A 21,757-nucleotide genomic window follows, 5' to 3' on the forward strand; every position below is an offset into this window, starting at 1 on the left:
GGCCCCGCGGGGCCCGCTCCCCGGCCACCGCCGGGCCGCCCACTGCCCGGCCGGGCGGGTGCCGCCGGCGGTGCCGGCTGCCCGGGGCGGGGCGTCCGCGGGGCGTCGTACGCTGGAGACCCCGGCCTCGCCGACCGGAGGGAGAGGGGGCACCCCCGCCCGAAGGTGCGGGGACGTCGGGTGCGCCTTGCCCACACCTGACCACCGGCCGGTCCGCCCGCCGGCCAGCCACCCCCCGGACGGAACCCTTCATGAGCCTGCACGGTCTCCTCGACGCCGTCGTCCGTGACCCTGCCCTCGACGAGGCCGTCAAGGCCGCCGCCGACGGACACCGCCGCCATGTCGACCTCGTCGGGCCGCCCGCCGCGCGCCCGCTCGCCGTGGCGGCCCTGGCACGCGGCTCCGGTCGCCCGGTGCTCGCGGTGACCGCCACCGGCCGGGAGGCCGAGGACCTGGCGGCCGCGCTGCGCTCGCTGCTGCCGCCGGACGGCGTCGTGGAGTACCCGGCCTGGGAGACCCTGCCGCACGAGCGGCTCTCGCCGCGCAGCGACACCGTCGGGCGGCGGCTGGCCGTCCTGCGCCGGCTGGCGCACCCGGACCCGGAGGACCCGGCGACCGGTCCGGTCGACGTCGTGGTCGCCCCCGTACGTTCCGTGCTCCAGCCGCAGGTCAGGGGCCTCGGGGAGCTGCGTCCCGTGGCTCTGCGGCAGGGGTGGGAGGCGGACCTGGAGGAGATCGTCGACGCCCTGGCGGCCGCCGCCTACACCCGGGTGGAGCTGGTCGAGAAGCGCGGCGAGTTCGCCGTGCGCGGCGGCATCCTGGACGTCTTCCCGCCCACCGAGGAGCACCCGCTCCGCATCGAGTTCTGGGGCGACGAGATCGAGGAGATCCGCTACTTCAAGGTCGCCGACCAGCGGTCCCTGGAGATCGCCGAGCACGGCCTGTGGGCGCCGCCGTGCCGGGAGCTGCTGCTCACGGAGGACGTGCGGCGGCGGGCGGCCGAGCTCGCCGAGCGGCACCCGGAGCTCCAGGAGCTGCTGGGGAAGATCGCCGAGGGCATCGCCGTCGAGGGCATGGAGTCGCTGGCCCCGGTGCTGGTGGACGAGATGGAACTGCTGCTCGACGTGCTGCCGGCCGGCGCGATGGGCGTGGTCTGCGACCCGGAGCGGGTGCGGACCCGGGCCGCGGACCTGGTGGCGACCAGCCAGGAGTTCCTGCAGGCGTCCTGGGCGGCGTCCGCGGAGGGCGGTCAGGCCCCGGTCGACCTGGGCGCCGCCTCCCTGTGGGGCATCGCGGACGTCCGGGACCGGGCCCGGGAGCTGGGCATGCCGTGGTGGTCGGTGAGCCCCTTCGCCGCCGGCACCGGCGAGGAGGACGACGAGGACGGCGAGGACGTCCTCCGGCTCGGCATGCGCGCCCCCGAGTCGTACCGCGGCGACACCGCCCGCGCCCTCGCGGACACCAAGGGCTGGCTGTCGGACGGCTGGCGCTGCGTGTACGTCACCGAGGGCCACGGCCCGGCCGCCCGTACGGTCGAGGTGCTGGGCGGCGAGGGCGTCGCGGCCCGGCTGGAGGGCGACCTGGACGGCATCGCGCCGTCCGTGGTGCACGTGGCCTGCGGCTCGCTGGAGAACGGCTTCGTCGACCCGGCGCTCAAGCTGGCCGTGCTGACCGAGACGGACCTCTCCGGGCAGAAGGCCGCGGGCCGGGAGGGCGCGCGGATGCCCGCGCGGCGCCGCAAGACCATCGACCCGCTCACCCTGGAGCCGGGCGACTACATCGTGCACGAGCAGCACGGCGTGGGCCGCTACATCGAGATGGTGCAGCGCACCGTGCAGGGCGCCACCCGCGAGTACCTGCTGGTGGAGTACGCCCCCGCGAAGCGCGGGCAGCCCGGCGACCGGCTCTTCGTGCCCACCGACCAGCTCGAACAGGTCACCAAGTACGTCGGCGGCGAGCAGCCCTCGCTGCACCGTCTCGGCGGCGCCGACTGGACGAAGACCAAGGCGCGGGCGAAGAAGGCGGTCAAGGAGATCGCCGCCGACCTGATCAAGCTCTACTCGGCGCGGATGGCCGCGCCGGGCCACGCCTTCGGCGCGGACTCCCCCTGGCAGCGGGAGCTGGAGGACGCCTTCCCGTACGCCGAGACCCCGGACCAGCTCACCACCATCGGCGAGGTCAAGGAGGACATGGAGAAGTCGGTCCCGATGGACCGGCTGATCTGCGGCGACGTCGGGTACGGCAAGACGGAGATCGCCGTGCGGGCCGCCTTCAAGGCGGTGCAGGACGGCAAGCAGGTCGCCGTGCTGGTGCCGACGACGCTGCTGGTGCAGCAGCACTTCAGCACCTTCACCGAGCGGTACGGGCAGTTCCCGGTGCAGGTGCGGGCGCTGTCCCGGTTCCAGACCGAGGCCGAGGCGCAGGCCGTGCAGGACGGGCTGCGGGACGGCACGGTGGACGTGGTGATCGGCACCCACCGGCTGTTCTCCTCGGAGGTGAAGTTCAAGGAGCTGGGCCTGGTCGTCGTGGACGAGGAGCAGCGCTTCGGGGTGGAGCACAAGGAGCAGCTCAAGAAGCTGCGGGCGAACGTGGACGTGCTCACCATGTCCGCCACCCCGATCCCCCGCACCCTGGAGATGGCGGTGACGGGCATCCGCGAGATGTCCACCATCACCACCCCGCCGGAGGAGCGGCACCCGGTGCTGACCTTCGTCGGGCCGTACGAGGAGAAGCAGATCGGCGCGGCGATCCGCCGCGAGCTGCTCCGTGAGGGCCAGGTCTTCTACATCCACAACCGGGTGGAGTCCATCGACCGCGCCGCGGCCCGGCTGCGGCAGATCGTGCCGGAGGCGCGCATCGCCACCGCCCACGGGCAGATGTCGGAGGCCGCGCTGGAGCAGGTCGTGGTGGACTTCTGGGAGAAGCGTTTCGACGTGCTGGTGTCCACCACGATCGTGGAGAACGGCATCGACATCTCCAACGCCAATACCCTCATCGTGGAGCGCGGCGACAACTTCGGCCTCTCCCAGCTCCACCAGCTCCGCGGCCGGGTCGGGCGCGGGCGGGAGCGCGGCTACGCCTACTTCCTCTATCCGCCGGAGAAGCCGCTCACGGAGACCGCGCACGAGCGGCTTGCCACCATCGCCCAGCACACCGAGATGGGCGCGGGTATGTACGTCGCCATGAAGGACCTGGAGATCCGCGGCGCGGGCAACCTCCTCGGCGGCGAGCAGTCCGGGCACATCGCGGGCGTGGGCTTCGACCTCTACGTGCGGATGGTCGGCGAGGCCGTCGCCGACTACCGCGCGGCCCTGGAGACGGGCGAGGAGCCGGAGGAGGCGCCGCTGGAGGTCAAGGTGGAGCTGCCGGTCGACGCCCACGTCCCGCACGACTACGCGCCGGGTGAGCGGCTGCGTCTCCAGGCGTACCGTTCCATCGCCGCGGCCAACTCCGAGGAGGACATCGCCGCCGTACGGGAGGAGCTCGCCGACCGCTACGGTCCGCTGCCCGAGCCGGTACAGAACCTGCTGCTGGTCGCGGGGCTGCGGATGCTCGCCCGGAGCTGCGGGGTCACCGACATCACCCTGCAGGGCAACAACATCCGGTTCAGCCCCGTCGAGCTGCGGGAGTCGCAGGAGCTGCGGCTCAAGCGGCTCCACCCGCGCTCGGTCGTCAAGCCGGCGGCAGGGCAGGTGCTGGTGCCGCGGCCGAAGTCCGGCGGCGGGATCGGCGGCAAGCCGGTGGTCGGCCGCGACCTCCTCGCCTGGGTCGGCGAGTTCCTCACCACCATCCTCGGGAACTGACGGGAGTGTCCGTGCGCGGGGGGCCCGCGCGGTGGGACGGCGGGACCGGTTGACGGCCGGACGGGGGACGGGCGTTATCGCGGAGCGGCGAGCCCGCCCGGGGCGTACGGCCGGGAGGTGGCGACGGCGCACCGGCACGCCCCGCGCCCTCACCTGTCAGTATGACGTCCGGGCACCTCCGTTGACGCGCGTCCGGGTCCGGGTAGGACCCGGGGACGGGGCGACGGAGGTGCGGCCGCCGGCCGCGCGGGCCGACCGGGTTCGCAGGGCCGGAGCGGGCGCAGGCCCGGTGGGCATCGTGGTGACGCATGGGAGGGGACGCGGGTGACGGCCAGGGGGCGGCACGGTGTGGCGGGCGTGGTGCTCGCGGTCCTGATGGTGCTGACGGGCGCGCGGTGCGCCGAGGAGACGGACGGCGCCTCGCCGCCGGACCCGGCGCCTGGGGACAGCGCCCCGGCGAGCGGGGCTCCGTCGCGGGACGCCCCGGCGAGCGGGAAGCTGCTGGACTCGCTCGAGGTGCGGCCCCCGGGCACCATGGACGGCTACGCGCGGGACCGCTTCCCGCACTGGTCCGCCCGGGACGGCGGCTGCGACACCCGGGACGCGGTGCTCCGCCGGGACGGTACCGAGGTGCGTACCGAGGACGAGTGCGACGTCGTCTCCGGCCGCTGGCGCAGCCCCTTCGACGGCGCGGAGTGGACGGATCCCTCGGACGTCGACGTGGACCACGTCGTGCCCCTGGCCGAGGCTTGGCGCAGCGGCGCCCGGGCCTGGGACGACGCACGCCGCGAGGAGTTCGCCAACGACATGGAGCGGCCGCAGCTCCTGGCCGTCACCGACAACGTGAACCAGGAGAAGGGCGACAGTCCGCCCGACGCGTGGAAGCCCCCGCGCGAGGGCTACTGGTGCACCTACGCCCGGAGCTGGGTGACGGTGAAGGCCCACTACGAGCTCTCGGTCACCACCGCGGAGAAGCGGGCGCTGCGCGGGATGCTGGACCGCTGCCCGGCCTGACGGGGCGCCCCGCACACCGCCGGAGTACGGTGGCGACGGGCGTACGGTGCGGCGTGCCGACCCGCTCCGACGGCACGCGTCCCGCATTCGTCCGTGCGAATCAGTGGTCATGGTCCCGCGGACTGCCTACCATCGATCGTCGCCAGGTTGTGAAAAGACGCACAACCCCAGCCGCCGCCCGGGAGGCCCCATGCAACGCCGCAGGTCCGCGCTCACCGTCTCCACCGCCGCCGCGCTGCTCGCCGCGGCGCCGTTGCTCACCGCCTGCGGGAGCGACGCGCGTCCTGGCGCCGCGGCCGTCGTGGACGGCGACCGGATCACCATGGCGCAGCTCCAGTCCCGGGTCGGCGCGGTGCGGGACGCGCAGCAGGAACGCCCCGAGGGCGAGGCGATGATCCAGCGCACCGGCAGCCTCACCCGGGCCACGCTGGACGGCATGATCCGGCACCGCATCGTGGAACGCGCCGCCGAGGATGCCGGGGTCACCGTCTCCCGGCAGGAGGTCCAGCGGGCCCGCGACGGGTTCGAGCGGCAGACCGGCGGCTCGAAGGGCTTCGAGGAGGCGTTGCTCCGGCAGCAGGGCGTCGCGCCCTCCGACGCCGACGCCTGGGTGTGGATGCAGGTCGCGGTGCAGAAGATCGCCCGCGCCTCCGGGGTGAACCCCGGAACCCCGCAGGGCAACCAGGCCCTCACCGAGACCTTCTCCCGGATCTCCGAGGAGATGGACATCGACGTCAACCCGCGCTACGGCGAATGGAGCACCGAGCGCGCCTCCCTCGCTCCCGAGGAGGTGCCCTGGCTGAACGACGTCTCGGGCAAGCAAGCCCAGCGCGAACAGCACGCCTGAGCGCCGGGCGCGCCGGGCGCGCGCGGGGCGTGCCGGCGGGCGTCGGGGCGCGAGGTGCGGCTTCGCGGTCTGGGCGCCTGCGCGGCGGGGGTGGTGACGGTGCGTTGCCGGGCGCGGGTGGCCTGTCGTTGGGGTCACTGCTTGGCGGGCTACGGGGGGAGGGGTGCCTTGCTGGGGCGCGCTCATGCTGCCGGTGGCGGGTGGCGTGGTCGGCTGGGGTTCACCCGCCTGTGACGGGGCCGGGCGGCGGGGCGGTCGGTAGCCGGTGAGGGGGTTGCCGTGGCGGGCTGCTGCCGCGTGGTGGCCGAGGCATCGTCGTCTCGCTCCGCTCGTTGCACGTGGGTGGCAGTGCGGGGTTCGGCTGCCGGCCGTTCCGGAGCGGGGGTGCGCCGATGGCCGGTCGCGCCACAGGGCTGATGGGCCGCGCCGCGCCCGGTGGGGGTGCGGGCGGTTGCCGGGCGGGGCGCAGCCACGTGCCCCCGTAGCCCGCCAAGCAGTGACCGCACCACGAGAAAGCCCGCACCCGGCCACGCAACCCCCACCACCCCGGTCGCGACACCGCCGCCCCCTCCGCCGTGCGCCGCCCCGCGAGTCGGTGCAGGCGGCGGGGCGTGCCGGAGGGGTGCGTTAGGTTCGAAGGGTGCCGCACGATTTCTCCTCCGTATCCCCGTCCGCGCCCGCGCCCGCCCCGGGGCCCGGGTCCGCGTCCGCGCCCGCCGCCGGGCGCATCGTTCTGCTCACCACCAGCCACCGGGTCGCTCCGGGGCTGCTCTCCTGGCCCGCCTGGCAGGTCCTGCGGGCCGCGGACCGGGTGGTGTGCGCGGACCCGGAGCACCCGCAGCTCCCGTATCTGCGGGAGGCCGGGGTCGAGCCGGAGATCGCCGCGCCGGACGCCCGGGAGCTGGTCGACGCCTGCGCGGAGCCGCCCGGAGGCCGGACGGTGGTCGTCCTGGCCACCGCCGAGGGCGAGCCGCGGCTCACCGACGGGCTGGCCCGGCTGGCCGGGTCCGGGCGCGAGGAGATGCCGGATCTGGAGCTGCTGCCCGGCGCGTACGACCTGCCGGGTGCCCGGCTGCTGGACCTCGTGCAGGTCATGGACCGGATACGTGCCGCCTGCCCCTGGAGCAGTGCACGGACCCATGAAGAGCTGGTCAAGTACGGCATCGAGGAGGCGTACGAGGTCGTCGAGGCCATCGAGGAGGGCGACCGCGAGGCGCTGCGTGAGGAGCTGGGGGATCTGCTGCTCCAGGTGGTCTTCCATGCGCGGATCGCCCAGGACCACCCCGAGGAGCCGTTCGCGATCGACGACGTCGCGGCGACGATCGTGGAGAAGCTGGTGCACCGGCACCCGCACGTCTTCGGGGAGGAGACGGCGGAGACGCCGGAGGACGTCCAGGTCCACTGGCGGCGCACCAAGGCCGCGGAGAAGCGCCGGGAGTCCGTCACGGAGGGCGTGCCGCTGGGGCAGCCCGCGCTCGCGCTGGCGGCGAAGCTGGCCGGGCGGGCCCGCGTCGCGGGCCTGCCGGGACCTCCCGAGGGCGGCGGTGTGGGGTACGAGCTGCTGGCGCTGGCCGCGCGGGCGGAGGCGGAGGGGACGGACCCGGAGACGGCGCTGCGCGCCGCCGCGCGCGCCTACCGGGACGCCATCCGCGCCGCCGAGTCCGGCTGAGGCTGGCCCGGCCGGGGCGGCCCCGTCCCCGCGCCCGGCGCCGGGGCGCCCCCGGCCCGGCACCCCGCGGCCGGCGGTTACGGTCGTGACGTGCACGAGAAGAGCCCCGACCCCGCGCCCGCCCTCTTCGGCTGGGAGTTCGCCGCCGACCCGTACCCGGCGTACGCCTGGCTCCGGGAGCACGCGCCCGTGCACCGGGCGACGCTGCCCTCCGGGGTGGAGGCGTGGCTGGTGACGAGGTACGGGGACGCCCGGCAGGCCCTGGCCGACCAGCGGCTGAGCAAGAACCCGGGGCATCACCGGGAGCGGGGGGCGCACCGCAAGGGCAAGACGGGCATCCCCGGCGAGCGCAGCGCCAACCTGATGACGCACCTGCTCAACATCGACCCGCCGGACCACACCCGGCTGCGGCGGCTGGTGGCCAAGGCGTTCACCCCGCGCCGGGTGGCGGAGTTCGAGCCGCGGGTGCAGGAGCTGGCCGACCGGCTGATCGACGCCTTCGCGGACCGCGGCGAGGCGGACCTGATCCACGAGTTCGCCTTCCCGCTCCCCATCTACGCGATCTGCGACCTCCTCGGCGTGCCGGCCGAGGACCAGGACGACTTCCGCGACTGGGCCGGGATGATGCTGCGCCACGACGGCGGGACGCGGGGCGGGGTGGGCCGGGCGGTGAAGCGGATGCGCGGCTACCTCGCGGAGCTGATCCACCGCAAGCGCGGCGACCTCGGCGACGACCTGATCTCCGGCCTGATCCGGGCCTCGGACCACGGCGAGCACCTGACGGAGAACGAGGCCGCGGCGATGGCGTTCATCCTCCTCTTCGCCGGGTTCGAGACCACGGTCAACCTCATCGGCAACGGCACCTACGCCCTGCTGCGCGACCCGGGGCAGCGCGCCCGGTTCCAGGACGCCGTGACGCGGGACGACGCGCCGTTCGTCGCCTCCGCCGTCGAGGAACTGCTGCGCTACGACGGCCCCGTGGAGATGGCGACCTGGCGGTTCGCCACCGAGCCGGTCGAACTGGGCGGGCAGCGGATCGCCGAGGGGGAGCCGGTGCTGGTGGTGCTGGCCGCGGCGGACCGCGATCCGGAGCGCTTTCCCCGGCCGGACGTGCTCGACCTGGGCCGCGGCGACAACCAGCACCTCGGATACGGGCACGGCATCCACTACTGCCTCGGCGCCCCGCTGGCGCGGCTCGAGGGCCGGATCGCCCTCGGCACGCTCTTCCGGCGGCTGCCCGGTCTGCAACTCGCTACGGATCCCGCGGACTTGCGATGGCGCGGCGGCCTGATCATGCGTGGATTGCGCGCTTTGCCCGTGACCTTTACGTGATCCGCACGACATTCGCTTGTGACGGCCGCCGCTCGCCGCTACGTTCGACGCTCGATCGTCACGTGCACGTCGCAGTCTTACGAGAGGCACCACATGCGTTCCGGGAACGGCCGTCACCGCCGCCCTCGCCAGGCACCCGCCCTGTTCGTCGCCGCGGGCGTCACCGGCGCGGGCATCGCCATGCCGCTGCTGGGCGCCACGGGTGCGCAGGCCGCCGACGGCGCCACCTGGGACCGTGTCGCCGAGTGCGAGAGCGGCGGCCTGTGGAGCGCCAACGCGGACAACGGCTACTACGGCGGGCTGCAGCTGACCATCCAGACCTGGGAGGAGTACGGCGGCACGGAGTTCGCCGCCCGCCCGGACCTGGCCAGCCGTGGTCAGCAGATCGAGGTGGCGGAGCGCATCCTCGCGGACCAGGGACCTGAGGCCTGGCCGAGCTGCGGCCTGACGGGTGGTCTGCTGCTGGACGAGCTGGGCTCCGACCTGGAGTCGCCGGGCGAGGAGGCCGCGGGCGAGGCCGCCCCGCAGGACACCGGGAGCGCGGCTCCGGAGGACACCGGGGCCGGCGACGGCGCCACCTCCTCTTCGGGTGAGCAGGGCGCGGAGGAGCCGGACGCCGCGCCGGCGGAGCGGCCCTCCGGTCAGCCGTCGCACTCCTCGGAGTCCTCGGAGTCGTCCTCGCCCCGGGCCTCCCGGGACGCGGGTTCGCCGTCCGGTGAGTCCGCCGGGCCCACGGCGGGGGAGCGGGTGCCCGAGGGCACGGGGCGGCACCGGGGCAAGCCGGCCGAGGAGCAGGACCGCACCGCGGACGCCGAACGGCCGTCCCGCGGCGGGGAGACCGCGGCCGACACGCGGGAGCGGGACGGCGACTACCGCGTGCAGCGGGGCGATTCGCTGTCCGCGATCGCCGCGGAGCACGAGGTGGAGGGCGGCTGGCCCGCGTTGTACGAGCAGAACCGCGAGGTCGTGGGAGCGGACCCGGACCTCATCCTCCCGGGGCAGCGCCTGGACTGGTGAGCGACGGCGGACGCGTGCCCACCGCACGTGCCGGATTCCGGCCTCGTCCGTGCCGGGTTCCTCCCCCCGTCCGTGCCGGCGCCGTTCCCTGGCGCCGGTGATGCCGTTCCCCGTCACGGGTGAGCCCCGTCCGGCGTCCCGCGGTGGCCGCCGGACCACCCGAACGGATGCGCTCATCGGGTGATCGCAGCAGCGGCGCCGGGGGCCCGACCGGGGGTGTCGCGTTGCGTGACACCCGGGATCGACCTGCGGTTTCCCGGGGGCATGCACCCGCCAGTGCGACGGATTCACCCCTTCCGCGCCCGACTTGAGGCGTTCCGTCCGGCCTTCTTACGTTCGTTCCACTCGCCGGACCCGGCGGGTGTGCCGACGTAAGGACGTCATCATGACCGGAACTCCGCACGATTCCCGGACCGCTCCGCTCCGCGCCGTCCTGGCCGGCGCCGCCGTGCTGGCCGCGCTGACCCCCCTCGTCACCGCCTCCGGCGCCTGGGCTGCCGCCTCCGCGGCGCCCTCCCCGAACTGGGAGGCCATCGCCAGATGCGAGTCCGGCGGGCGCTGGCACATCAACACGGGCAACGGCTACTACGGCGGACTGCAGTTCTCGCAGTCGAGCTGGAAGGCCGCCGGCGGTCTCACCTACGCCCCCCGGGCCGACCTCGCCACCAAGAAGCAGCAGATCAGGGTCGCGAAGCGGCTGGCCAGGATGCAGGGCATGGGTGCTTGGGGCTGTGCCTGACGCTCGGTGTGCTTCGTCCGCGCCCCACGCCCGGCGCGATGTCCGGATGTGTCCGTCCATGACGGCCTGGAGAACGCTCTGTTACGGACCGGTTCCGTAACGGAGCGTTTTCTTTACCAGGGGAACAAACAGAATCACGGCGGGAGGCGGTTAGGCTCTGGGGTCAGGAACCAGAGCACACACGAAGGAGAACCTCGTGCCGTCCATCGACGTCGTAGTGGCCCGCGAGATCCTCGACTCGCGAGGCAACCCCACGGTCGAGGTCGAGGTCGGCCTCGACGACGGCAGCACCGGGCGTGCTGCCGTCCCGTCCGGCGCCTCGACCGGGGCCTTCGAAGCCCTGGAACTGCGCGACGGCGACACCGGCCGCTACGGCGGCAAGGGCGTCGAGAAGGCCGTCCTGGCCGTCATCGAGCAGATCGGTCCCGAGCTCGTCGGCTACGACGCCACCGAGCAGCGGCTGATCGACCAGGCGATGTTCGACCTGGACGCCACCGCGGACAAGTCCTCGCTCGGCGCGAACGCCATCCTGGGCGTCTCGCTGGCCGTCGCGCACGCCGCCTCCGAGGCCTCCGACCTGCCGCTCTTCCGCTACCTCGGCGGTCCGAACGCGCACCAGCTCCCGGTCCCGATGATGAACATCCTGAACGGCGGCTCGCACGCCGACTCCAACGTGGACATCCAGGAGTTCATGATCGCGCCGGTCGGCGCCGAGTCCTTCTCCGAGGCCGTGCGCTGGGGCGCGGAGGTCTACCACGCGCTCAAGTCCGTGCTGAAGGAGCGCGGCCTCGCCACCGGCCTCGGCGACGAGGGCGGCTTCGCCCCCGACCTCGGCTCCAACCGCGAGGCGCTCGACCTCATCCTGGACGCCGTCCGGAAGGCCGGCTACACGCCCGGTCAGGACATCGCCCTGGCCCTGGACGTCGCCGCCTCCGAGTTCTACAAGGACGGCTCCTACGTCTTCGAGGGGGAGAACCGCACCGCGGAGCAGATGGCCTCGTACTACGAGGAGCTGGTCGCCGCCTACCCGCTGGTCTCCATCGAGGACCCGCTCTTCGAGGACGACTGGGCCGGCTGGCAGACCCTCACCGCCAAGCTGGGCGACTCGGTGCAGCTCGTCGGCGACGACCTCTTCGTCACCAACCCCGAGCGGCTCGCCCGCGGCATCGAGGAGAAGGCCGGCAACGCCCTGCTGGTGAAGGTGAACCAGATCGGTTCGCTGACCGAGACCCTGGACGCCGTCGAGCTGGCCCAGCGCAACGGCTTCAAGTGCATGATGTCGCACCGTTCCGGCGAGACGGAGGACGTCACCATCGCCGACCTGGCCGTCGCCACCAACTGCGGCCAGATCAAGGCCGGTGCGCCCGCCCGCTCCGAGCGCGTCGCCAAGTACAACCAGCTCCTGCGCATCGAGGAGATCCTGGACGACGCGGCGGTGTACGCGGGCCGTTCCGCGTTCCCCCGCTTCAAGGGCTGACACGGACCGGAAGGCTGACGCGCCGTCGGCCCCGCCCCGTCAGCACCCGTCCCCGTCACCCGTCCCGTACGGTGGCGGGGACGTGTGTGCGGCACCCGCACCCGCCCGGCAGGGCCCGCGACGACTGGGGAGGAACGTGCCTGCGGACCGGTTCTCGACCGCCACCAGGCTCCGGGCGCTCGGCGCGCAGGCCGCGGAGCGCGTCTACCGCGCGCAGAGCCGCCGGGTGCGCGCCCCGCGGCGCAGCCGCCTCACCGGGCGGGCGGCCCTGCTGGCGCTGGTGCTCTGCTCCCTCGTGGTGGCGCTCGCCTACCCGACCCGGCAGTACATCGCGCAGCGCGCGGAGATCGAGGACCTGCGCCGGCAGGCCCGGGAGGACCGCGAGCGGGTCGAGGAGCTGCGCCGGCTCAAGCAGCGCTGGCAGGACCCGGCCTTCGTGGAGCAGCAGGCCCGCCGGCATCTGCACTTCGTCCGCCCCGGCGAGACGGCGTACCTGATGCCGGACGGCAGCGTGGACCGCGGCCGTCCGGAGGACGGTGGCGGGGTGCCCGGGCCCTGGTACCGCACCCTGTGGCAGGGGCTGGACGCCGCCGACGGAGCGCCCCGCTGACGCGGGAGCTTCCCCGCGTACCGGTGGCCCGGGCCCGCACCGCGGGCGCGTGGGCCGCGGCCCCTCGGGCGCACTGGCGGGTGCCCGGGGTCCCCGGGGTGGACGACCTGGCCCGGCCCCCGCCGCGGCCGCCGCCCGCCGGGTACGCCCGCGCGGCGGCCGGCCCGCCCACCGGCGGCAGCGGCGCCCGGGAGGGTCGTAAGCTCTCCCGTACCGGCCCACCGGTGCGCGCCGGCCCGTTCCGGCAGACGTCCCGCCCCAGCGACCACCAGCGAAGAGAACCCAGCGATGGACACCCCTCCGCCCCAGACCGAGCCCACCCCGCCCACCGACGCGGACGTCGCGGCCTTCCAGGCGCAGCTCGGCCGGCCGCCGCGTGGCCTCCGCGCCATCGCCCACCGCTGCCCCTGCGGCCGGCCGGACGTCGTGGAGACGGCGCCGCGGCTGGAGGACGGCACCCCCTTCCCGACCACCTACTACCTGACCTGCCCGCGCGCGGCCTCCGCCATCGGCACCCTGGAGGCCGAGGGCGTGATGAAGGAGATGTCCGAGCGGCTGCACCGGGACCCCGAGCTGGCCGCCGCCTACCGTGCCGCGCACGAGGACTACCTCGCCCGGCGGGACGCCATCGAGGTGCTGCCCGGCTTTCCCAGCGCCGGCGGCATGCCGGACCGGGTGAAGTGCCTGCACGTGCTGGTCGCCCACGCGCTGGCCGCCGGACCGGGGGTGAACCCGCTGGGGGACGAGGCGCTGGCCCTGCTGCCCGAGTGGTGGCGCAAGGGACCCTGTGTGATCCCGGAGCCGGAACCGGACGCCGCCGACCCCGAGGAGACCCGCTCATGACCCGCGTCGCCGCCGTGGACTGCGGCACCAACTCGATCCGGCTGCTCGTCGCCGACCTGCACCCGGAGACCGGGGAGCTCAAGGAGCTCGACCGGCGCATGGAGATCGTCCGCCTGGGCCAGGGCGTCGACCGCACCGGCCGCCTCGCCCCCGAGGCGCTGGAGCGCACCTTCGCCGCCTGCCGCCGCTACGCGCAGGCCGTACGGGAGCACGGCGCCGAGCGGGTACGTTTCGTCGCCACCTCCGCCTCCCGGGACGCCGCGAACCGCGACGACTTCGTGCGCGGCGTGGTGGACCTGCTGGGGGTGGAGCCCGAGGTGATCACCGGCGACCAGGAGGCCGCGTTCTCCTTCACCGGGGCGACCCGGGAGCTGTCCCCGGCCACCCACCCGGCGCCGTACCTGGTGGTGGACATCGGCGGCGGCTCCACGGAGTTCGTCGTCGGTGAGGACCGGGTCCGGGCGGCCTGCTCGGTGGACGTCGGCTGCGTCCGGCTGACCGAGCGGCACGCCCTCTCCGACCCGCCGGCCCCGGAGCAGACCGCCGCCGTGGAGCGGGACGTCGCGGCCGCCCTGGACCGCGTGGCCCGGGACGTGCCGCTCGGCGAGGCCCGTACGCTTGTCGGGCTGGCCGGTACGGTCACCACCGTCGCGGGCGTCGCGCTCGGGCTCGACTCCTACGACCCCGCGGCGATCCACCACTCCCGGATCTCCCGCGCCCAGGTGGAGGAGGTCACCGAGCGCCTGCTGGCGTCCACCCACGCGGAGCGGGCCGCGATCCCGGTGATGCACCCGGGCCGGGTCGACGTGATCCTCGCGGGCGCGCTGGTGCTGCGCGCGGTCATGGAGCGCAGTGGCGCCCGGGAGGTGGTCGTGAGCGAGCACGACATCCTGGACGGCATCGCCTGGTCGCTGGTCTGAGGGGGCGTACCCGCTCGTCAGAGGGGCCGGGCGCTCCTCTGAGGGGCGTCGTCGGCGTGCCGGGCGATCCGGGTTCCGGGTCCGGGCGGAAAGTTCGTGAAGTTCTTCACAAGGAAAAGTCCCCCGTCCGGCCCCTGTGAGGGCCTTCCGGTGGTGTGTGAGGCGCATGTGGCGCACCCGGGGCGCTCCGGCGGCCCGCGCCGGCCGCTTCCGGCGCCCCCACCGCCGTACCGGCGTGGCGCGGTGGTCCACCGGGGGCGCACGTGATAAGCGCAGCTCACGCCGGTGCCGACGACGCGGAGAGGCCGGATGGTCTGGTGCCGTGGCGGCGGGTCCACGCGGCGGGCCGCGGAGTGTAACAGAGGTGCCGGGGGTGCTTGTGAAGGCCCTCACGAGCACCCCCCATCCGGGTGCTGGATACTCGATGGCATGAGCACCACGGAGCGTCCTCGAATCCTCGTAGTAGGTGGCGGGTACGTCGGTTTGTACGCGGCGCGCCGCATTCTCAAGAAGATGCGGTACGGCGAGGCGACGGTCACCGTCGTCGACCCCCGCTCCTACATGACGTACCAGCCCTTCCTTCCCGAAGCCGCTGCCGGTTCCCTCTCCCCGCGCCATGTCGTGGTCCCGCTGCGGCGGGTACTCCCCAAGGCGGAGGTGCTGACCGGCCGCGTCACCACCGTCGACCAGGACCGCCGGGTGGCGACCGTCGCCCCGCTGGTCGGCGAGGCGTACGAGCTGCCCTTCGACTACCTGGTGGTCGCCCTCGGCGCCGTCTCCCGCACCTTCCCCATCCCCGGCCTCGCGGAGACCGGCATCGGCATGAAGGGCGTCGAGGAGGCCATCGGCCTGCGCAACCACGTCCTGGAGCAGCTCGACAAGGCCGACTCCACCCAGGACGAGGCCGTCCGGCGCCGGGCGCTCACCTTCGTCTTCGTCGGCGGCGGCTTCGCGGGCGCCGAGACCATCGGCGAGGTCGAGGACATGGCACGGGACGCGGCGAAGTACTACCCGAACGTGCGGCGCGAGGACATGCGCTTCGTGCTCGTCGACGTCGCCGACAAGATCCTTCCCGAGGTGGGCCCGAAGCTCGGCGACTGGGGCCGCGAGCACCTCCAGAACCGCGGCATCGAGGTCTACCTCAAGACCTCCATGGAGTCCTGCGTCGACGGCCATGTGGTGCTCTCCAACGGCCTCGAGGTGGACTCCAACACGGTCGTGTGGACCGCCGGGGTGAAGCCCAACCCGGCGCTCGCCCGCTTCGGCCTGCCCCTCGGCCCGCGCGGTCACGTGGACACCGAGCCGACGCTCCAGGTCAAGGGCACCGACTACATCTGGGCCGCCGGGGACAACGCCCAGATCCCGGACCTGGCGGCCGGCGAGGGCGCCTGGTGCCCGCCGAACGCGCAGCACGCCCTGCGGCAGGCGAAGGCCCTCGGCGACAACGTCATCTCCGGCATCCGCGGCTTCCCGCAGAGCGACTACAAGCACGCCAACAAGGGGGCCGTGGCCGGCCTCGGCCTGCACAAGGGCGTCGCCATGGTGAAGCTGGGCAAGCTCACCCTGCGGCTCCGCGGCCGGCTCGCCTGGTACATGCACCGCACCTACCACGGCCTGGCCGTGCCCACCTGGAACCGGAAGATCCGGGTGTTCGCCGACTGGACCCTGCAGATGTTCCTCAAGCGTGAGGTCGTCTCGCTGGGCGCGGTGGAGAAGCCTCGCGAGGAGTTCTACGAGGCCGCCGCGCCCGTCACCGCCGCCGCGGCGGCGAAGGCGGAGGCCCCGGCCGGTGCCCGCAAGAACCGGCAGGAGAAGGCCAAGGCGGGCTGACGGTCCGCCACCGTACGGCGCCGGGGCGCCGTTCACGGTGGCGCGGCCGTACCCACCGGGCGCCGCGCACGCCCGTACGGACACGACAGGGGTTGTGAGCCATCCGTGGGGCTCACAACCCCTGTGGCGTACCCGGAGGTGTGAAACCCGGGTGCCGGGGGGACGGCTGAGGCATATCGTGCCGTTCCATGGCGTTACGCGGAGAGACTGCGCTCACTCCCCCGGAGGTGTCCGCCATGTCCAGTGCCGCCGCGCGGCTCCACTCGCTCGCCGAGCGTCTGCTCGACGCCCCGCTCCCGCTCCGGCTGCGGGCCTGGGACGGCAGCGAGTCCGGCCCACCGGGCACCCCGGTGCTGGTGATCCGGCATCGCCGCGCCCTGCGCCGCCTGCTGTGGCGGCCGGGCGAACTCGGCCTGGCCCGCGCCTGGGTGGCCGGCGAACTGGACGTGGAGGGCGACCTCTACGACGCGCTGGGCCGGCTGGCCGGGCACCTCTGGGAGCGGGAGGACGGAAGCGCCGGCCGTGGCCTGCCGGCCCTCGCCCGCGACCCGGACGTCCGCCACGCCGCCCGGGAGCTGCTCGCCCTCGCCGGGCCCTGGCCGCCCCCGCCGCCGCCCCGCGAGGAGGCGCGGCGACGCACCGGCCTCCGCCACTCGCTGCTCCGCGACCGGAGCGCCATCAGCCACCACTACGACGTGGGCAACGACTTCTACGAGCTGGTCCTCGGCCCCTCCATGGTCTACTCCTGCGCCTACTGGCAGGAGGGCGGCACCCTGGAGGACGCCCAGCGCGACAAGCTGGAGCTGATCTGCCGCAAGCTGGCGCTGCGCCCCGGTCAGCGGCTGCTGGACGTCGGCTGCGGCTGGGGCTCGCTGGTGCTGCACGCGGCACGCGAGCACGGCGTACGCGCCGTCGGCGTCACCCTCTCCCAGGAGCAGGCGGTGTACGCCCGCAAGCGGATCGCGGAGGAGGGGCTCACCGACCGCGTCGAGGTGCGGGTGCAGGACTACCGGGAGATCGTGGACGGCCCGTACGACGCGATCGCCTCCGTCGGCATGGCCGAGCACGTCGGCGCCGTCCGCTACCGCGCGTACGCCGACACGCTGCACCGCCTGCTCACCCCGGGCGGCCGGCTGCTCAACCACCAGATCGCCCGCCGCCCGGAGCCGGACGAGGAGGCGTACGAGGTGGACCCGTTCATCGACGCCTACGTCTTCCCGGACGGCGAACTCGCCCCGGTCGGACGCACCGTCGCCCTGCTGGAGGAGGCCGGGTTCGAGGTGCGCGACGTGGAGTCCCTCCGGGAGCACTACGCGCTCACCCTGCGCGCCTGGGTGGCCAACCTCCAGCGGCAGTGGCCCGCCGCGGTGCGGCTCACCTCGCCGGGCCGGGCCCGGGTGTGGCGCCTCTACATGGCCGCCTCCGCGCTCGCCTTCGAACGCAACCGCATCGGCGTCAACCAGGTCCTCGCGGTCCGCCCCCCCGCCTCCGGGGCCTCGGGGCTGCCGCTGCGCCCCCGGGAGTGGCAGGGCTAGGGCTCCGGCCGCACCCGGCGCGACGGGGCGCCGGCTGCCGGGTCACGCGGCGAGGAGGTCGCGGTACCAGGTGCGGGCCCGGGGGAGCCGGGCCAGCGGGCCGGGGCCGGGGGCGCAGCCGCAGCGGGCCCAGAGGCGGGTGGCGCGGTACCAGTGGTCGTCCGTCAGCAGGCCGAACTGCCGCTCGGTGACCCGCCCGGGGTTCCGGCGCAGCAGCGCGTGGGCCTCGTCCCGCGTCAGCTCGTCCCTCGGTCGCGGCAGCACGTCCTGCGCGGCGAGGGCGTCGAGCAGCTCGCGCACCCGCACCGGGGCCGGGTGCGCGGCATGGTGGACGCCGCGCACGGGGCGGTCGGTGTCCACGGCGGCCGCGGCGGTCAGGCGGGCCAGGTCCGCGACGTCGATGTAGGACCCGTGACCGCGGCCCCCGTTCCAGTACCCCGGGGCGCGGGCGCAGAGCTCCGCGAGGGCGGGGACGACCCACCGGTCGCCCGGGCCGAGGACCAGGCCCGCGCGCAGCACCAGGGCACCCGCCCGCAGGGCGTGGGCCTCCGCGGCGAGCCGGGACCGGCTGACCGCCGAGGCCGGGCGGGGCCGCACGTCGCCGACCTCCACGTCCCGGTGCGGTCCCGGCCCGTACACGGCGGTGGTGGAGAGGTGGACGACGCGGGGCACGCCGGCCCGTACGGCCTCCCGCATCAGGTGCGCCGTGCCCGTCTCGTTGACCTGCCGGCACCGGTCCGCGTCGGCGCCGATGTACGAGGCGAGGTGGAGCAGCACCTGCGCTCCCTCGCAGGCGCCGGCGAGCGACCCGGGGTCGCCCAGGTCCGCGTGCACCTGCTCCGCCGGTACGGGCAGGGCGATCCGGCGGCGGGTGAGGACCCGGAGCCGGACGCGCCCGGCGGTGCCGGCGAGGCGGTGCAGCACGGTGGAACCGATGAAGCCGGTGGCTCCCGTCAGGACGACGAGGGGCGCCGTCATGCCGGCGCCCCGGAGCGTCCCGCGGCGGCAGGCCGGTCCGCGGCCGGCTGCGGGGCGGCGGTCCCGGTCGGGGCGCCCGGCGGTATCCGCCGTGGTCCACGGCGTGTCGGCAGCATGCGGAGACCTCTCGGTGAGAACGGGCAGGTGCGGTCCACCCCGCTGTCCGGGGCGGTCGGCGGGCCGGCGGGGGAGGCACGCCGTCGCGCACGGACCCACGGGTACGGTCCCCGGCGTGCCGCGCCCGCCTGCAGGCCTACCCGTTACCAGCGCACGCCGTGTTTGTCCACGGTCTCTCCGTGGCCGCCCGGCCGGGCCCCACGCCGCGGCCCGGCCCCGGGACGGCCGTGCCGGATCGCGAGGTGCCGGGAGAGGAGGCCGCGCGACGAAGCCGGCAGCCGTGTGCCGGGGCGTGAGACGCCGGAGCCCGGCACGCCGTTGGTGCGTGCCGGGCTCCGCGGGCGGTGTGCCGCGCCGCGTGTCACTCGGTCTTGATCGCCGTCAGCATGTTCAGCCGCGCCGCGCGCCGCGCCGGCCAGAGCGCGGCCAGCACACCCACCACCGCGGCCAGCGCCAGGAAGACCGCGATCCGGTCCCAGGGCAGCACCAGCGTGTAGGTGTCCAGGGAGGCGGCGATCAGTTCGCCCACGGCCCAGCCGAGGAAGACCCCGAGGCCGATCCCCAGGACCCCGCCGAAGAGGGAGATCACCAGGGACTCCAGGCGCACCATGCGCTTCACGCCGCGCCGGTCGAGACCGATGGCCCGCAGCATGCCGATCTCCTGGCCGCGCTCGAAGACGGACATCGCCAGGGTGTTCACCACCCCGAGCACGGCGACGATGACGGCCATCGCCAGCAGCCCGTAGAGGATGTTCAGCAGGACGCTGATGAGCTGCGCGATGCTCTCCGAGATGTCCTCCTTGTCCTGCACCAGGATCGCCGGGTTGTTCCCCAGGCCCTTCTCCAGGGCGTCCTTGACGGCCGCTCCGGTGCCGTCCGCCGTCTTCACCATCACCTGCATGTCGGTGACCTGCGCCATGTGCGGGGTGAGGGTCGCGGTGTCCAGCATGATGCCCTGGATCATCTCGTTGCCCTGGTAGATCCCGGCCACGGTCAGCTCGCCGGTCTTCCCGTCCTCGTACGTCACCTCGAAGGCGGAGCCGACGTTCCAGCCGTGGTCCCCGGCGGTGGCGGAGTCGACGACCACCTTCTCGCCGCCGGCGACGCCGGACCAGGAGCCGGCGGTGAAGTCGAGGCTGACGAGCTCGTCGATGGAGTCCGCGCGCACGCCCGTCAGGTACTCCGTCTCGCCGTCGATCCGGGACTCGGAGTTCCGCAGCGGGGAGCTGGCGGTCACCTGGTCCAGGCCGGAGAGCGTGCGCTCCACGTCCGGGGAGAGCGGCGTGTAGTTCGCCATGGAGACCGAGTAGTCGGCCTTCAGGGAGTCGGTGGCCATCTTGTCGATGGCCTGCTGCACGCCCGCGGCGACGACCGTGAGCCCGGTGATCAGGGTGAGCCCGATCATCAGCGCGGAGGCGGTGGCGGCGGTACGGCGCGGGTTCCGTACGGCGTTCTGCCGGGCCAGCTTTCCGCTGACGTGGAACAGCCGCAGCACCGGGGCCGCGGCCGCGATCAGCGGCCGGGACAGCAGCGGGGTGAGCACGAACACGCCGATCAGCAGCAGCCCGGCGCCCAGGCCCATCGGGGCCTTGCCGTCCTCCATCGAGGTGGCGGCCAGCACCAGGGCCGTACCGGCACCGGCGAAGAGGGCGCCGACGGTGTTCCGCAGCACCAGCGAGCGGGTGGTGGACGGTGCGTGCACGCTGCCCATGGCCGCCACCGGCGGGATCCTGGCGGCCCGCCGGGCGGGCAGCCAGGCGGCCAGCACGGTCACCACGACACCGACCAGCAGCGAGACCACGATCGTCGTCGGGGAGATGATCAGGCCGCCCTCCGGCATCTCGCCGAACGACCCCACCAGCGCACGCAGACCCACGGCGATGCCGACGCCGGCGCCGAGCCCCGCGACGGCCGCGACCGCGCCGACGGCGGTGGCCTCGACGAGCACCGAACGGGTCACCTGCCGGCGGCTCGCGCCGACTGCGCGGAGCAGCGCCAGCTCCTTGGTGCGCTGGGCGACCAGCATGGTGAAGGTGTTGGCGATGATGAAGATGCCGACGAAGAGCGAGATGCCGGCGAAGGCGAGCATCGCCGTCTGGAACCCGGACATCTGCTGCTCGATCGCCTTCGACTGGTCGTCGGCGAGCCGCTGCCCCGTCACCGCCTCCGACTCGGGCGGCAGCACCTTCTCGGCCTGCGCCTTCAGCTCCCGCTGCGAGGTGCCGGAGGCGGCGGCGAGCTGGATCTCGGTGTAGTGGCCGGGCTCGGCGAAGAGCCGCTGCGCGGTCGCGTCGTCGAAGAGGACGAGGGTGCCGCCGGCCGCGACGTTGCCGTCGTCGGTGGTGAAGACGCCGACGATCTTCTCCTCGCGCACCGGTCCGTCGACGGACATCCGTACGGTGTCGCCGACCTCGTAGCCCGTACGCTCGGCGGTCCGGGCGTCCAGCGCGACCTCGCCGGGCTCGCGCGGGGGCCGGCCGTCCCGCATCGGGTAGCGGGGGTCCTCACCGCCGCCGTCCGGGCCCGCGTAGTAGTTGGCGCCCCGGGTGGACCAGCCCTCGCCGACCAGCCCGCCGTCCTTGCCGGCGAGTGCGGCGAAGCCGGAGACCACGCCGGTGGCCGACTCGGCGCCGGGCAGGGCGGCGGCCTTCTCCAGGGTCTGCCGGCTCAGCTTCGGCGGCGGACCGGGCGTGCCGTCGTCGCCGTCGCCCGCGTCGGGCTGGATCGCCACGTCGACATGGCTGAAGCCCTTCTCGGAGCTCTTCTGGTACGCCTCCTGAACGGTGGAGGTGAAGACCAGCGTGCCGGCGACGAAGGCCACGCCGAGCATCACGGCGAGCACGGTCATCAGCAGCCGGCCCTTGTGCGCGAGTACGTTGCGCAAGGCTGTTCGGAACATGTGGGGTCCTGGGGTCCTGAGGGAGGCGGACGCCGCCGGGCGGCCGTGCGCGGCGGGCGCGCGGGCGGCCGGCGCCGGGGCGGCGTCGGGCGGTGTGCGGTGGGTGCGGGGCCGGTGCGCGCGGTGC

At 74.5% G+C, this 21,757-nt stretch carries 14 protein-coding genes and 1 pseudogene; 13 read left to right on the forward strand and 2 right to left on the reverse strand.

Annotated features, from left to right (window positions below; translation table 11 throughout):
* The first annotated feature begins 251 nt into the window (after positions 1–251).
* The 13 genes and pseudogenes from mfd (at position 252) to HOY81_RS24300 (ending at position 17,636) form a co-directional block, all read left to right on the forward strand.
* Positions 252–3,803, forward strand: a complete 3,552-nt coding sequence (mfd, locus tag HOY81_RS24240; RefSeq protein ID WP_237322825.1) for a transcription-repair coupling factor — start codon at positions 252–254, stop codon at positions 3,801–3,803.
* Between the two features lie 324 nt (positions 3,804–4,127).
* Complete coding sequence (locus HOY81_RS24245; protein WP_237322826.1) at positions 4,128–4,817, forward strand: HNH endonuclease family protein; 690 nt, start codon at positions 4,128–4,130, stop codon at positions 4,815–4,817.
* 190 nt (positions 4,818–5,007) lie between these two features.
* The gene (locus tag HOY81_RS24250) at positions 5,008–5,664 is read left to right on the forward strand and encodes a SurA N-terminal domain-containing protein (protein WP_237322827.1); all 657 of its coding nucleotides are present in this window, start codon (positions 5,008–5,010) and stop codon (positions 5,662–5,664) included.
* Between the two features lie 640 nt (positions 5,665–6,304).
* Entirely contained in the window at positions 6,305–7,333 is a 1,029-nt protein-coding gene (locus HOY81_RS24255; RefSeq protein WP_308341191.1) for a nucleoside triphosphate pyrophosphohydrolase, read from the forward strand.
* Between the two features lie 90 nt (positions 7,334–7,423).
* Complete coding sequence (locus tag HOY81_RS24260; protein WP_237322828.1) at positions 7,424–8,665, forward strand: cytochrome P450; 1,242 nt, start codon at positions 7,424–7,426, stop codon at positions 8,663–8,665.
* A gap of 93 nt (positions 8,666–8,758) precedes the next feature.
* Positions 8,759–9,682 (forward strand): transglycosylase family protein, encoded by a 924-nt coding sequence (locus tag HOY81_RS24265; RefSeq protein WP_237322829.1) that lies wholly within the window; start codon positions 8,759–8,761, stop codon positions 9,680–9,682.
* Between the two features lie 385 nt (positions 9,683–10,067).
* Positions 10,068–10,418 (forward strand): annotated as a pseudogene (locus tag HOY81_RS24270) (transglycosylase family protein); the annotation flags it as partial.
* Positions 10,419–10,617: 199 nt separating this feature from the next.
* Positions 10,618–11,898 carry a phosphopyruvate hydratase gene (eno, locus tag HOY81_RS24275; protein WP_237322831.1) on the forward strand — a complete coding sequence of 427 codons (1,281 nt, stop codon included), beginning with the start codon at positions 10,618–10,620 and terminating at the stop codon, positions 11,896–11,898.
* A gap of 136 nt (positions 11,899–12,034) precedes the next feature.
* Positions 12,035–12,508 carry a septum formation initiator family protein gene (locus tag HOY81_RS24280; RefSeq protein ID WP_237322832.1) on the forward strand — a complete coding sequence of 158 codons (474 nt, stop codon included), beginning with the start codon at positions 12,035–12,037 and terminating at the stop codon, positions 12,506–12,508.
* Positions 12,509–12,796: 288 nt separating this feature from the next.
* The gene (locus HOY81_RS24285; protein WP_237322833.1) at positions 12,797–13,351 is read left to right on the forward strand and encodes a DUF501 domain-containing protein; all 555 of its coding nucleotides are present in this window, start codon (positions 12,797–12,799) and stop codon (positions 13,349–13,351) included.
* Positions 13,348–14,271, forward strand: coding sequence for a Ppx/GppA phosphatase family protein (locus tag HOY81_RS24290; RefSeq protein ID WP_237322834.1), 924 nt, complete (start codon positions 13,348–13,350; stop codon positions 14,269–14,271). The genes HOY81_RS24285 and HOY81_RS24290 overlap by 4 nt, the downstream gene beginning before the upstream one ends.
* A gap of 429 nt (positions 14,272–14,700) precedes the next feature.
* Positions 14,701–16,101, forward strand: a complete 1,401-nt coding sequence (locus tag HOY81_RS24295; protein WP_237322835.1) for an NAD(P)/FAD-dependent oxidoreductase — start codon at positions 14,701–14,703, stop codon at positions 16,099–16,101.
* Between the two features lie 236 nt (positions 16,102–16,337).
* Entirely contained in the window at positions 16,338–17,636 is a 1,299-nt protein-coding gene (locus HOY81_RS24300) for a cyclopropane-fatty-acyl-phospholipid synthase family protein (protein WP_237322836.1), read from the forward strand.
* A gap of 42 nt (positions 17,637–17,678) precedes the next feature.
* Here HOY81_RS24300 and HOY81_RS24305 read toward each other — a convergent pair whose 3' ends face one another.
* Both HOY81_RS24305 and HOY81_RS24310 read right to left on the reverse strand, forming a co-directional pair.
* Positions 17,679–18,614, reverse strand: coding sequence for an NAD(P)-dependent oxidoreductase (locus HOY81_RS24305; protein ID WP_237322837.1), 936 nt, complete (start codon positions 18,612–18,614; stop codon positions 17,679–17,681).
* A gap of 478 nt (positions 18,615–19,092) precedes the next feature.
* A complete protein-coding gene (locus HOY81_RS24310) occupies positions 19,093–21,630 on the reverse strand; it encodes an ABC transporter permease (protein ID WP_237322838.1) in 2,538 nt (845 codons plus the stop codon).
* Positions 21,631–21,757 lie beyond the last annotated feature (127 nt).

It is taken from the genome of Streptomyces sp. JJ36, assembly GCF_021696945.1.
Taxonomy (GTDB): Bacteria; Actinomycetota; Actinomycetes; order Streptomycetales; family Streptomycetaceae; genus Streptomyces.

Coding starts and splice junctions, on each gene's coding strand:
- mfd (WP_237322825.1), top strand. CDS start 252: ATGAGCCTGCACGGTCTCCTCGACGCCGTCGTCCGTGACCCTGCCCTC.
- HOY81_RS24250 (WP_237322827.1), top strand. CDS start 5,008: ATGCAACGCCGCAGGTCCGCGCTCACCGTCTCCACCGCCGCCGCGCTG.
- HOY81_RS24265 (WP_237322829.1), top strand. CDS start 8,759: ATGCGTTCCGGGAACGGCCGTCACCGCCGCCCTCGCCAGGCACCCGCC.
- HOY81_RS24285 (WP_237322833.1), top strand. CDS start 12,797: ATGGACACCCCTCCGCCCCAGACCGAGCCCACCCCGCCCACCGACGCG.
- HOY81_RS24290 (WP_237322834.1), top strand. CDS start 13,348: ATGACCCGCGTCGCCGCCGTGGACTGCGGCACCAACTCGATCCGGCTG.
- HOY81_RS24295 (WP_237322835.1), top strand. CDS start 14,701: ATGAGCACCACGGAGCGTCCTCGAATCCTCGTAGTAGGTGGCGGGTAC.
- HOY81_RS24300 (WP_237322836.1), top strand. CDS start 16,338: ATGTCCAGTGCCGCCGCGCGGCTCCACTCGCTCGCCGAGCGTCTGCTC.
- HOY81_RS24305 (WP_237322837.1), bottom strand. CDS start 18,614: ATGACGGCGCCCCTCGTCGTCCTGACGGGAGCCACCGGCTTCATCGGT.
- HOY81_RS24310 (WP_237322838.1), bottom strand. CDS start 21,630: ATGTTCCGAACAGCCTTGCGCAACGTACTCGCGCACAAGGGCCGGCTG.